Origin of the sequence: Paenibacillus senegalimassiliensis (genome assembly GCF_001486585.1) — a bacterium.
Classification (GTDB): Bacteria; Bacillota; Bacilli; order Paenibacillales; family Paenibacillaceae; genus Fontibacillus; species Fontibacillus senegalimassiliensis.
The window spans coordinates 1,399,026-1,411,968 of sequence record NZ_LN909046.1 but is presented as its reverse complement, the minus strand read 5'-3'; the positions used below and the strand labels follow the sequence as shown (position 1 = coordinate 1,411,968).

Here is a 12,943-nt window from a genome sequence, read left to right as displayed (position 1 = left end):
CATTGAGCGAGCGGAAGACATCCACTCTGAATTATGCCGAGCTATGGGAGCAGTGGAAAGAACAAGGCGATTTAGAGGCCAAGAAACAACTTATCGAGAAATACCTTCATATTGTCGACTACGTTTCAGGACGTCTCGCCGTTGGTCTGCCCAAAAATGTGTCTAAGGATGATCTTGCCAGCAATGGGGTTATGGGACTGATCGATGCGGTTGAAAAATTCGATTACAAGCGTGGACTTCAGTTCGAGACCTATGCATCATGGCGGGTCAGAGGAGCCATTTTGGACGGCCTGCGGCAGGGGGATTGGGTTCCCCGGTCCGTGAGAGAGAAAGCCAAGCGAATTGAGGAGGGCTACCAGCACCTGGAGCAGCAATACCTCCGCTCTGTTACGGACTCCGAGATGAGTACCTATTTAGATATCAGCGAGAAAGAGTTCCAAGGCATGCTGCAAGAAGTTGCCGTCATGACGCTTTGTTCCCTGGAGGATCCGATTCGTGAAGAAGAGTCGGAGACTCGTCTTACTTTACTCGTTGACGAAAAAGCAAAAAACCCGGATTATAAGGTTAGAGAATTCTATCTACGAGATTCGCTGACGAAAGGCATCGAGAAATTAACAGAAAAGGAACGCATGGTGATCTCTCTGCTATACTACGAGGATCTGTCGCTAAGCGAAATCGCTGAAGTGATGTCACTTTCTCCTTCGCGTATTTCTCAGCTACATTCCAAGGCGATTTTCAGGCTTCGTTGTAGTTTGGACAAGCAGCGAGATTTACTGCTTCGTGAAGACTAACGGGTTATTGTGAACGAGCAAATGGATGGAAGGAGGAACAACTTCGTGGAACTTCTGGATGATTTGAAACAAATGCTAACCGTAACGCTGAATGATGATAAGACCGTTGCTTACTTGCAATTTGCCAAGAAGGAGGATAATTTCTCCTGTACGGCAGATCAATTGCTTCGTTTCTTGCAAGGGGAAGGGGTCAAGCACGGGATTCAGGACGATATTGTCCGGCGTTTTTCAGCAAATCCTAGGGAGTACTTCTTCAGCAAAACACCGATTGCCATTGGTCAGGAACCATTTGATGGAGAAGACGGCATGATTCGTTATGCGGTGGCCATTGATGATGCTAATCGGCATAAACCTGCGGAGAACGACGAGGGGACAGTGGATCTAAAGGATGTAACTCGACTGAACAACATCCGCAAAGGACAGATTATCGCTGAACTCGTGCCCCCTGTTCCAGGGCGTAACGGAACTGCGGTGACCGGAGAAGCAATCCCATGCAGGGAGGGGAAGCCTGCCCACTTTAAAGTGGGTAAGAACGTGGTCATGAATCCGGAGCAAACGGCACTATATGCCGCTATTGATGGATTGGTAACTCGGACGGACAAAGGCGCCCTAAATGTGTTTCCCATTTATGAGATTAACGGAGATGTTGACTACAGCAGCGGAAATATTGATTTTGTAGGTACCGTCGTTGTACGTGGCAACGTGCTAACTGGCTTCAGAATTACAGCGGCGGGAGACATTCGCGTTGTTGGTGGAGTTGAAGGGGCCGAGTTGTTCGCGGATGGCTCCATCGAAATTTCGGGTGGTATTATCGGTTACAACAAAGGTTTGGTCAAAGCGGGTCAAAATGTCAAGAGCTCATTCATCCAGGACGGAAACGTTCAGGCGGGAGAAGATGTCATTGTCTCGCAAAGCATTATGCACTCCAACATTCGCGCCGGACGGGACATTATATGTAGTGGAGCTAAAGGCTTGATCGTCGGGGGCAACCTTCAGGCGGGAGAGAAAGTAATAGCACGCATTATTGGCAATCCGATGTCGACGACGACGACGATTGAAGTAGGCGTTCTTCCTGAACTTCGTAATGAATTGCAGGAGCTTCGCCAGCAGCTTAAGGAGCAAATGGCCAATCTGGACAAAACAGAGAAGGCGCTTACGTTACTGAACCAGCTTGCTTCTATGGGAAGATTAACCCCGGATAAGGTCGAGATGCGTTCCAAGCTGAGCATGACCAAGAAAGCGAGCACCCAAGAGATGAACCTGATGAAGGAGCGAATGCTTTCTATTGAGAAAGCGCTTGAAGATACAGGGAGAGCAAGGGTAGATGTGTTCAAGATGATCTATGGCGGCTCCAAAATCGTAATAGGACGTTATACCAAATATATTAAAGACCCCGTATCTCATATGTCCTTCTACTATAGTGAAGGTGATATCTCCATGTCGGCTTACATCTAGATCGGTTTTGAGCGGATTTGAATTCCCAATGCGAGCTATTCAAGCCTTTCACTAAGATGAGGTGATCCCATGAATATGAAATCCGTAGAGATGCAAATCGCAGTCCCCCGGACAGGTGATGCCGGACGTGTTCAGCAAGATCAGCAACATCGGCCGATTCTGGATCAAAGCTTGCTGTCAGGCCAAACGGTTAAGGACAGCGAATTAGAACGTCAACGCAGTGCTGGCGTGGACGAGAGTGCCCATAACCTGAACGTGCGACGGGAAGGGAATGGCTCCGGCTCACCAGAGCAAGAGGAAGCACGTTCCGAGGACAGCGCCGAAGAGGAAGAACGGGAACACATGGCGGAACACCCTTACAAAGGAAAACACATCGACTTGTCTTGGTAGCATTCCGTGCAACCTGAGTGCTACCTTGACTTGTGGTAAATTCAACAGCAAAAGGTGAGGATTGCATTGTTTGAAGCTCCTTGGGTTTTCATAGTATTGCTTGGGGTTGCAGCGCTGGTATATGCCTTGCTGCTTCCCAAGCGTCAAGTCGCCGAGAGCTCCAAAGTGGATGCGGCCAGAGAGATGGAAGCTACGCTTGAGCAATATATGGCGGATATCGAGAAGGAAAATGAAGAGTTGATCGGTATGGTTGCCCAAATGAAGCAAGATTTTGCGGGCAAGCAATTGGCTCAGCAGGAGCTTATGGTTGAGCTTCGTCAGCGCCTGGGAGAAGTGGAGATGCTCACACGTCAGAGTGATTCTCGAATTCTGGCGTTGGAATCAGGAATGCAGCAACATGAAGTTGCTGTCACAGAGGTTATAGCCGAGCAAGCACAACCACTCGTGGCTGCGGCTATCGAGCCTCTAGAACCTCCAGCGGCTGAGGTGCAACCAGAGCCCGTCCTATTGGTGGAAGAGGAGCCTCAGGAGGAGCATGTACGGGATCGTTATCCCGAATTATTTGATTTGTATGCCCAAGGAAAATCGATGGACATGATTGCCAAGACGGTGGGACTTCAACGAGGCGAAGTGCAGTTGATTTTGCAATTGGCCCGGAAGGAGGAGTCCCCATGATAAAGAATCGCCATTTCATGTTTGGCTTGGGCTGCGGACTTATTGTCGGAGCCTTGTTGCTGCAGCTTATGCTGATCGGCCAGAATATGGGCGGACAGTTACATACCAGAGAGCAAATTCAGCAGGCTGCGGAACGCGCGGGACTGAGAGTCTCTGAATTGGACGAGGAATTGCTGACTGAAGAGCAGTGGCAGGAACGGGTTAATGAGGATGTACCTGCTTTGGAAGACCAGGAGCAAGGTGATCTTGAGACGCCGGTAATTCCTGATATGAATCAACCAACAGATCCTGATACTCCGCAGCAGCCTGAAGTACAGGGGGAAGATTCAGCGGGGAATGCAGGTCAACCTGCAGAGGATCAGGCTGCGGTCGAAGTGGAATACAAAATTGCCGGTGGAACGACCCTGGAGGGTGTAGCCAACGGTTTGCTACAGGCCGGAGTGATTGAGGACAAGGATAAGTTTGTAGAGGCTGCGGTAGCCAGGAAGATCAACTACAAGGTTCGTGCGGGCACATACAAATTCTATGTCGGAGAAGAGTTTGACTCTATCATTAAGAAGATTTCCACGCGAAATAACTAGGAGTGCGAGTTCAAAAAGTTGGGTTTACAGGACCGAGAAGGTTGGATAAAGCTAGGGACTGAGTAGCGGAGCGTAGATAGATCTACGTGAGCAACGGAAGGCCCGGCTGAATTCAAGATTCGATGTCGATTCTACTCCTTGAACAACCCCGTCCTGGGAAGACGACTTTTTGAACTACCTCTAGAATGACATATGGCAGAAGGGCGCTTTATAGTGCCTTTTTTTCATTTCAGCGGATGAAGAAACTTCGGTTGCATCCGTTTTTCACTTATGGTATATTAAATGACGGTGTTATAACGCATGGAGATCGATTTCGTCAGGGGTGCTCACTTGATTTGACAAGGAGTCCTGCCGGGAAATGAAATCTCCAGAGGAAGCATCAAAACAAAAAACCAAACTTAGGAGGTGCGTGAAGATGGCAGTAATCTCCATGAAACAACTGCTTGAAGCAGGTGTGCACTTCGGTCACCAAACTCGTCGTTGGAACCCGAAAATGGATCGTTATATCTTCACTGAAAGAAACGGCATTTACATTATCGACCTGCAAAAAACGGTCAAGAAAGTAGAAGAGGCTTATAACTTCGTTAAGAGCATCGCAGAAGAGAATGGTACCATTCTGTTCGTGGGCACGAAGAAGCAAGCTCAAGATTCCGTTAAGGAAGAAGCTGAGCGTGCTGGTCAGTTCTACATCAACCAACGCTGGCTCGGTGGTACTCTGACAAACTTCCAAACAATCCAAAAACGGATCGACCGTTTGAAGAAGCTGGAAGCTTGGGAAGAGGACGGTACATTCGCTGTATTGCCGAAGAAAGAAGTTATCATTCTTCGCAAAGAAAAAGATCGTCTTGAGAAGTTCTTGGGCGGAATCAAGAACATGAAAGGCCTGCCAAGTGCCTTGTTCATCATTGATCCACGCAAAGAGCGTATTGCGGTAGCAGAAGCCCGCAAATTGGGTATCCCAATCGTAGGTATTGTTGATACGAACTGCGATCCGGACGAAATCGACTATGTTATCCCAGGTAACGACGACGCTATCCGCGCCGTAAAACTGTTGACTGGTAAGATGGCAGACGCCGTGATCGAAGCTCACCAAGGCGAGCAAACAACGGCCTAATGGCCTGACTAATCCGATAAATTAAAATGAAAGGGTGGTTGGAAGGTGACAAACCTCTCACTGCCCTTTTTTTAAAGTGTGAAGGTTTTAGATTTTAAGGGAATCACCCTATATATCGATATGGAGGGAATATAAACATGGCAGTAGATGCAAAAGCGGTTAAAGAGCTACGTGAAAAAACAGGTGCAGGCATGTTGGATTGTAAAAAAGCACTTGAGGAAGCAAATGGTGATTTGACCAAAGCGGCTGAATTGCTTCGGGAAAAAGGCCTTGCTGCCGCTGCTAACAAAGCAGGACGTATTGCTACAGAAGGCGTTGTTGAATCTTACATTCACGCTGGCGGCCGGATTGGCGTTCTCGTGGAAATCAACTGTGAAACTGACTTCGTAGCTAAAACCGATCAATTCAAAGATTTTGCTCGTGATGTCGCCATGCATATTGCGGCTTTGAGTCCTCTTTATGTACGTCGTGAGGAAGTTCCAAACGATGCGATTGAGAAGGAAAAAGAAATCTTGAAGGCTCAAGCTTTGAACGAAGGCAAACCAGAAAAAATCGTTGAGAAAATGGTCGAAGGCCGCATTGGTAAATACTATGAAGAGTATTGCTTGTTGGAACAATCCTTCGTTAAAGACCCAGACAAAACGATCTCCCAATTGCTGAATGAAAAAATCAGCACGATCGGTGAGAACATTTCCATCCGTCGCTTTGTTCGCTATGAACTTGGTGAAGGTCTGGAGAAAAAAGTGGACAACTTCGTAGAAGAAGTTATGTCTCAGGTGAAGAGATAAGCATAAAGCAAACCATCCATAGAGGGTAGGAAAGTTGGAACACGCGGTGTTCCTTCTTTTTTAACCTGTGAATGAGTTCATGGTGGAGGTATACATTTGAAACAGCCAGTGTTTAAACGTGTTGTATTGAAGGTCAGTGGCGAGTCACTGGCGGGTCAAAATGGTTATGGTATTGATGCGGATACTATCGCCTCTATTGCCGAGCAAGTGAAGGAAGTGGTGGAGCTTGGCGTGCAGGTGGCCATCGTTTGCGGAGGCGGCAATATCTGGCGGGGCATTGCTGGCAGCGCCAAGGGTATCGACCGGGCGACAGCCGATTATATGGGCATGCTTGCCACGGTAATGAACTCTTTGGCCCTTCAGGATGCATTGGAGCAAATTGAAGTGCCTACGCGAGTGCAAACTTCCATTGCTATGCAGCAGATTGCGGAGCCTTACATTCGCCGCCGCGCCATTCGTCACTTGGAGAAAGGCCGGGTTGTTATCTTTGCAGCGGGTACGGGGAATCCATTCTTCTCTACCGATACAACGGCAGCTCTTCGCGCCGCGGAGATCGAAGCAGAGGTCATTCTCATGGCCAAGAACAAAGTGGATGGCGTTTACTCCGCAGATCCGTTCGTTGATTCAAGTGCTGTGAAGTATGAGACATTGACGTATATGGAAGTGCTGAACAAGAACCTGGGTGTCATGGACTCAACAGCGTCCTCGCTGTGTATGGACAATGACATCCCACTGATCGTTTTTGCGATAACCGAGCAAGGGAACATTAAGCGCGTCGTTCTCGGTGAAAGAATCGGGACGATCGTCAAAGGGAGTGTAGATTAATGCCGCAAGCGATTAAGAAACATGCGGAAGAACGGATGGACAAAGCGATTCAAGCCTTGAAGAGAGAACTGGCGACATTACGTGCCGGAAGAGCCGCTCCTTCGTTGCTGGACCGGGTTCATGTGGACTATTACGGATCGCCGACCCCAATTAATCAACTAGCTAACATCAATACACCGGATTCTCGGACCTTGATGATCCAGCCTTGGGATAAATCATCCTTGTCTGAGATCGAAAGAGCGATTCAGAAGTCGGACTTGGGCTTGACCCCTGCTAATGACGGGTCGCTGATTCGCCTGAGCATTCCGCCTCTAACCGAAGAACGTCGGGTTGAACTGGTTAAGCTGACCAAGAAATTTGGCGAAGAAGCGAAGGTGGCTATCCGCAATATCCGTCGCGATGCCAACGATGATATTAAGAAGTTGGAAAAAACGGATATTTCGGAAGATGAGTCACGCCGCCACCAGGAAGACATTCAAAAAACGACGGATAAATTTATCGCGGAAGTGGATAAGGTCCTAGCTGCGAAAGAGAAAGAGATCATGGAAGTTTAAGAGACATAAAGCGGCCCCTCCTATTACGGTGGGGTTTGTCTCTTTTTCATCACCCGGCTGGAGGAAAAGGAATGATCAAGTTATTTCAACCCTGGTGGAAAAAGAAAAAGCATCCCACAACCGCCTTGCTATCCCCGGATAATATCCCCGAGCATGTTGCGATCATTATGGACGGCAACGGACGTTGGGCGCGCAGGCTAGGTTTGCCGCGTATTGTTGGTCATCGGTCAGGGATGAAAGCCGTGAAGAGGGCAACGATTGCCGCGGATGAACTTGGTATTTCTGTGTTAACGCTGTATGCTTTCTCAACCGAGAATTGGAAGAGGCCTAAGGATGAAGTTGATTTTTTGATGTCGCTCCCTCAGGAGTTTCTTGCAGTTGAGCTTGATGAATTGGTCGAAAAAAACGTCCAGGTACGTATGATGGGACATACGGAAGAATTGCCCCGGCATACGCTAACCGCAATGGAAGAAGCCATTGAACGGACGAAAAATAATACAGGTCTTATTTTAAATTTTGCCTTGAATTACGGGAGCCGCCGTGAAATTACGGAGAGCGTAAAAGATATTGCCAGAAGGGTGCAATCCGGGGAAATGTCTGTCGAGGAGATCACGGCCGATACGATTCAGGCTGGGCTCTTGTCAGCAGAACTTCCGGAGCCGGATTTATTGATCCGGACGAGTGGAGAGCTGAGACTGAGCAACTTTATGCTGTGGCAAACCGCTTATAGCGAACTGTGGTTTACGGAAATTTACTGGCCCGATTTCGGGAAGGAACATTTGATTGAAGCCGTAGCGGAATATCAGCGCCGCACACGGAGATATGGTGGACTAACCTAGCGAGGAAGGTGTGGACTGGTGAAACAGCGGTTAATTACGGGCATTGTCGCCGGTGGCTTTTTTTTAGGAATATGCTGGTTGGGCGGATTGACCTACCACGTACTTGTCTTGCTTATGGCTTTGATCGGGTTTTATGAATTTGTCCGTATGACCAAGCTGCCTGCCTTTGGGGGTAGTGCTATTTTGGGCTACCTTGGCATATTGTACCTGGTCTTCCCGTGGGAACTGCTTGGCATTGCCAGACCGCTTGACGCGTACGCGGCACTGTGGCTGTTTATGCTGTTGTTCTTGGCTGTTACGGTTATTTCAAAAAATGAACAACCCATCGGTCAAATGGCGTTGTTATACCTGGGCGTAGTGTACATCGGGGTTGGGTTTTCATCGATGGCGGAAATGCGCAGTACCTCTGACGGCAACGGACTTTTCTGGACCTTGCTGATGCTGGCGGCAATTTGGAGCAGTGATGCCGGAGCTTATTTTACCGGACGCCGTTTTGGTCGTCATAAACTTTGGCCAGTCATCAGCCCGAATAAGACTGTGGAAGGAGCCCTTGGGGGCGTCGTGATGGCAATCGGTGTTGCCGTTTTGTTTGCTTTGGCCTCTGACGGCTTGCTTACGGTAGGACTTGCTGTCTTGCTTGGCGCTTCGGCTGCGGTGGTGGGACAGTTCGGTGATCTCATTCAGTCGGCCTACAAGCGAGTGTATGGTATTAAGGATTCGGGGAAGCTGCTGCCGGGCCATGGCGGGATTTTGGATCGGTGTGATAGCTGGATCGCGGTGTTCCCGTTTATACATATCCTTCTATATTACGTTTAACTACGAGGTGTGAAATGAAGAAAATAGCGTTGATCGGCTCAACGGGATCGATTGGTACGCAGACATTGGATGTTTTACGTGCCCATCCTGAAAGCTTCTGTCTGGAGGGGATGGCGGCAGGCACCAATATCGATTTGTTCGTCCAGCAGGTTCATGAATTTGGGCCGAAGAAAGCTTCGGTGGCAACTAAGGAGCTCGCTGAACGGGTACGTCTACAACTTCCTGAGCATGTGGAACTGTACTATGGCGAGCAGGGACTCATTGAGGTTGCTGCCGGTACGGATGCGGATACTGTGGTAACGGCGATTGTCGGCAGTGCAGGGTTGCCAGCAACATTGGCCGCGATTGAAGAAGGCAAGCATATCGCTCTGGCCAACAAAGAAACGCTGGTTACTGCGGGGCACCTGGTCACAGAGCGCGCCAAGCAAAAGGGAGTGGCTCTGTTGCCGGTCGATAGCGAGCATTCCGCTATTTTTCAGTGCCTGAACGGAGAGAGAACGGAAGAAGTAGAGCAAATTACGCTAACGGCTTCAGGCGGCTCCTTCCGCGATCTGACGCGTGAACAACTGCGGCATGTAACCGTGGAAGATGCACTTAAGCATCCTAACTGGTCGATGGGGGCGAAGGTTACGATCGACTCGGCCACGATGGTCAACAAAGGATTGGAAGTGATCGAGGCCCGTTGGCTCTTTGATCTTCCCTTTGAGAAAATTGGAGTATTACTGCATCCGGAGAGCATCATCCACTCTTTCGTTGAGTATCGTGACGGCAGCGTCATTGCCCAATTGGGTACACCGGATATGCGCGTTCCGATCCAATATGCTTTATCGTATCCTCATCGCTGGACTTCACAGGCCCGTCGGCTCTCGCTGGCAGAGGTGGGGAAGCTACATTTTCGCGAGATGGATTTCGAACGTTTCCCGTGTTTAAGACTGGCCTATGAATGTGGTAAAATAGGTGGTACAGCAACCAGTGTTTATAATGCGGCTAATGAAGTGGCTGTCGCCCGCTTTCTTAGTGGAAGCATTTCATTTCTGGAAATAGAAACGATCATAGAGAAGGCTTTGTCCCGGCATGACGTGCAGTCTAGTCCAGATTTGGAAACGATTCGTGATGCTGACCGCTGGGCAAGAGCGCTGGCCGAGACTCTGTAGGCGTTCACAGTATTCTCTTGTGCCTGGTCGGGGAATATATTAATTGAAATAGATGCCTGGACGATCCGTGGCCAAAAAGGAGGATGCTTACGCTTGGAATTACTAAGAATCATATTTTTAACGGTGCTCATGTTTTTTGTCATCGTTACGGTGCATGAATGGGGACATTATTTCTTTGCGAAGCGTGCCGGTATTTTGGTGCGGGAGTTTGCTATCGGTTTTGGTCCGAAGTTGTTGTCCTTCAAGCGGGATGAAACGCAGTTTACTTTGCGTCTGCTGCCTTTCGGAGGTTATGCCAGAATGGCAGGCGAAGACCCTGAACTGGTTCAGATTGCCGAGGGTCAGACGATTGCGCTTCGTCTGGAGCAGGGTAAGGTACAGAAAATTTATCTGGACCGCCTGGACAGCCGCAAAAATGTGATTCGCGGAGAGGTGCAGCATATTGACCTTGAGGATGACCTGACGGTCCGCATGGATGTGGATGGGGAAGTCCTTAGCTACCCCGTTCATCCGCAGGCGATGATGGTTACCAAGGGCCGGGAGACACAGATTGCTCCGAGAGATCGGCAATATGGCAGCAAGACGGTCGGACAACGCGCTCTTTCTATCTTTGCGGGACCGCTGATGAACTTTATTTTGGCCTTCGTGCTGTTTGCCTTGCATATTCAAATGGCCGGAATTCCCCTGGAGCAACCTACCCATTTGCAAATCGGTGAAGTGATGAAGGGAATGCCAGCAGAGGAAGTAGGACTGCAAGCCGGAGACATCATAGAGACTATTAATGGTCAGGCGGTGGGTACGGATGCTAACAAAATGATTGAGATGATTCAGGCATCCAAGAACCAACCGATGGAGTGGACGGTCAACCGTGACGGAGCCACTGTTCGTGTGACGATTACGCCACAAGGGGCAAGTAATGAGGACGGCAAAATCGGCAGTACCATTGTTACCGTCTTCCCGACACGTAGTGCTTCATTTGGAGAAACGTTCCAGGTGGCCGGGCAAAGTATGGTTCATACCACCAAGGCCATTTTCCTTGGCTTCAAGCAACTGATTAACCAATTCTCAATGGATGATTTGGGTGGACCGGTCCGCACTTTTGAAGTAACCGGGCAAATTGCCAAGCAAGGTATTGCACAACTTACCTACTGGGCAGCTATTCTGAGCTTGTATCTCGGGATCTTCAACCTGTTGCCGATTCCGGCGCTCGACGGGAGCAGATTGATCTTCCTGGGCGTCGAAGCGCTGCGGGGCAAGCCGATTGACCCCAACCGCGAAGGCATGGTACATTTTATCGGCTTTGCGATGTTGTTCCTGCTGATGATTGCGGTAACCTACAATGATATTTTACGGCTGATTCAAGGCTGATGTATTTTTAAAAACTTGTTCTATTTACGGGAGGAAAAAGGTTCTTATGGCAAAAGAGGAGAAACAATTCGTTACGGAGATTACCCCCCAAGGGGAGGATTTCTCCCGCTGGTATATCGATGTAATCAAGAAAGCGGACTTGATGGACTATTCTCCGGTTCGCGGATGTATCGTATTCAAGCCGGACGGCTATGAAATTTGGGAGCATATGCAAGCGGAACTGGATCGCCGCTTCAAGGAAACGGGCCATCGCAATGCTTATTTCCCGCTATTCATTCCGGAGAGCTTTTTTCAGAAGGAAAAGGAGCATGTGGAAGGCTTTAACCCCGAGCTGCCTTGGGTGACGGAAGCCGCGGGCGAGAAGCTGGAAGAACGTCTGGCGATTCGTCCCACCTCCGAAACGATGGTTGGTCATATGTATGAGAAATGGATTCAATCCTACCGGGATCTGCCTGTGTTGATCAACCAGTGGGCCAACGTGGTTCGTTGGGAGAAGCGCACCTTGCCGTTCTTGCGTACCAGTGAATTCTTGTGGCAGGAAGGGCATACCGCCCATGAAAATGAACAGGATGCTCGCGAGGAAACGATGCGGATGCTGGAAGTGTATCGCGACTTCGTAGAGAACTACCTGGCCATTCCGGTAATTGAAGGACAGAAGACACCTTCCGAGAAGTTTGCCGGTGCAGTGGATACATTCTCCATTGAAGCGATGATGAAAGACGGCCGTGCCGTTCAGGCAGGAACCTCGCATTATATGGGAACCAATTTTGCTGCAGCGTTTGATATTCAATATTTGAACCGTGAGAATGTACGGGAATATGTACATACCACTTCTTGGGGAGTAAGTACACGCTTGATCGGTTCGCTGATTATGGTGCACGGAGATGACCGCGGGCTGGCATTACCACCGAAGGTGGCTCCGAAGCAGGTGATGATCATTCCGATTGGACCGCCAAAAACATGGGAAGCCGTTGTAAGCAGAGCAGACGAGCTGTTTGCACAGCTTAAGAAAGCAGGCATCCGTGTGGGAATTGATGATCGTGCCGATTTCCGCCCAGGTTGGAAGTTTAATGAGTATGAGATGCGTGGTGTTCCAGTACGTCTGGAGATTGGACCACGCGATATGGATAACGGCGTATGCGTTCTGGCTTCGCGTATTAGCGGAGAGAAGAAAGTGATTCAGCAGGATCAATTGGTTGAAGAGGTTACCACTATGCTGGAGCAGGTACATCAGGAGATGTACGATCGGGCTAAGGCTTTCCGTGAGGATCACTTCTATAGCGTAGACACGCTGGATGAAATGAAAGCGAGCATTGAAGAAAAACGTGGCTTTACCTTAGCCGGATGGTGCGGATCGGAGGCTTGCGAACGTCAGGTTAAGGAAGAGACGGGAGCAACTAGCCGGAACATTCCGTTCAAGCCGGCAACGACGAAGCATACTTGTCTCGTCTGCGGGGAAAAGGCGAAACATACGGTTGTTTTTGCCAGAGCCTATTAATAAATGAGCTTGTTTGGCCGTAGAAGCCTGGGGGAACTTCAGGTGCGGGCAAACGTAAGCAGTCACCAAGGCTTTCGGCAGACTGGCACCGGCAG

The 12,943-nt window shown here is 49.3% G+C and carries 14 protein-coding genes; all 14 read left to right on the top strand.

What is annotated here, in order from left to right; translation table 11 throughout:
- Window positions 1-2 precede the first annotated feature (2 nt).
- The 14 genes from BN3279_RS20535 (at window position 3) to proS (ending at window position 12,848) form a co-directional block, all read left to right on the top strand.
- Window positions 3-791 carry a FliA/WhiG family RNA polymerase sigma factor gene (locus tag BN3279_RS20535; RefSeq protein WP_059053503.1) on the top strand — a complete coding sequence of 263 codons (789 nt, stop codon included), beginning with the start codon at window positions 3-5 and terminating at the stop codon, window positions 789-791.
- A gap of 45 nt (window positions 792-836) precedes the next feature.
- Window positions 837-2,246: a FapA family protein gene (locus BN3279_RS20530; RefSeq protein WP_392396882.1), complete on the top strand. Its 1,410-nt coding sequence runs from the start codon at window positions 837-839 to the stop codon at window positions 2,244-2,246.
- A 69-nt stretch (window positions 2,247-2,315) separates the two neighbouring features.
- Window positions 2,316-2,636, top strand: coding sequence for a hypothetical protein (locus BN3279_RS20525; RefSeq protein ID WP_059053501.1), 321 nt, complete (start codon window positions 2,316-2,318; stop codon window positions 2,634-2,636).
- Between the two features lie 54 nt (window positions 2,637-2,690).
- On the top strand, window positions 2,691-3,311 hold the full coding sequence (locus BN3279_RS20520; RefSeq protein ID WP_232436898.1) for a hypothetical protein: 621 nt from the start codon (window positions 2,691-2,693) through the stop codon (window positions 3,309-3,311).
- Entirely contained in the window at window positions 3,308-3,892 is a 585-nt protein-coding gene (locus BN3279_RS20515) for a hypothetical protein (protein ID WP_059053497.1), read from the top strand. The genes BN3279_RS20520 and BN3279_RS20515 overlap by 4 nt, the downstream gene beginning before the upstream one ends.
- A 415-nt stretch (window positions 3,893-4,307) precedes the next feature.
- Window positions 4,308-5,006 carry a 30S ribosomal protein S2 gene (rpsB, locus tag BN3279_RS20510; RefSeq protein ID WP_059053496.1) on the top strand — a complete coding sequence of 233 codons (699 nt, stop codon included), beginning with the start codon at window positions 4,308-4,310 and terminating at the stop codon, window positions 5,004-5,006.
- 137 nt (window positions 5,007-5,143) lie between these two features.
- On the top strand, window positions 5,144-5,794 hold the full coding sequence (gene tsf / locus BN3279_RS20505; protein WP_059053493.1) for a translation elongation factor Ts: 651 nt from the start codon (window positions 5,144-5,146) through the stop codon (window positions 5,792-5,794).
- A gap of 96 nt (window positions 5,795-5,890) precedes the next feature.
- Window positions 5,891-6,619 carry a UMP kinase gene (pyrH, locus tag BN3279_RS20500; RefSeq protein WP_018750947.1) on the top strand — a complete coding sequence of 243 codons (729 nt, stop codon included), beginning with the start codon at window positions 5,891-5,893 and terminating at the stop codon, window positions 6,617-6,619.
- Window positions 6,619-7,173 (top strand): ribosome recycling factor, encoded by a 555-nt coding sequence (frr, locus tag BN3279_RS20495; protein ID WP_059053492.1) that lies wholly within the window; start codon window positions 6,619-6,621, stop codon window positions 7,171-7,173. The genes pyrH and frr overlap by 1 nt, the downstream gene beginning before the upstream one ends.
- Window positions 7,174-7,244: 71 nt before the next feature.
- Window positions 7,245-8,012, top strand: a complete 768-nt coding sequence (locus tag BN3279_RS20490; protein WP_059053490.1) for an isoprenyl transferase — start codon at window positions 7,245-7,247, stop codon at window positions 8,010-8,012.
- 18 nt (window positions 8,013-8,030) lie between these two features.
- On the top strand, window positions 8,031-8,828 hold the full coding sequence (locus tag BN3279_RS20485; RefSeq protein WP_059053488.1) for a phosphatidate cytidylyltransferase: 798 nt from the start codon (window positions 8,031-8,033) through the stop codon (window positions 8,826-8,828).
- Between the two features lie 14 nt (window positions 8,829-8,842).
- Complete coding sequence (locus BN3279_RS20480) at window positions 8,843-9,982, top strand: 1-deoxy-D-xylulose-5-phosphate reductoisomerase (protein ID WP_059053486.1); 1,140 nt, start codon at window positions 8,843-8,845, stop codon at window positions 9,980-9,982.
- A 93-nt stretch (window positions 9,983-10,075) separates the two neighbouring features.
- Complete coding sequence (gene rseP / locus BN3279_RS20475; protein ID WP_059053484.1) at window positions 10,076-11,350, top strand: RIP metalloprotease RseP; 1,275 nt, start codon at window positions 10,076-10,078, stop codon at window positions 11,348-11,350.
- Between the two features lie 46 nt (window positions 11,351-11,396).
- Window positions 11,397-12,848 (top strand): proline--tRNA ligase, encoded by a 1,452-nt coding sequence (proS, locus tag BN3279_RS20470; RefSeq protein ID WP_059053482.1) that lies wholly within the window; start codon window positions 11,397-11,399, stop codon window positions 12,846-12,848.
- Window positions 12,849-12,943: the final 95 nt, after the last annotated feature.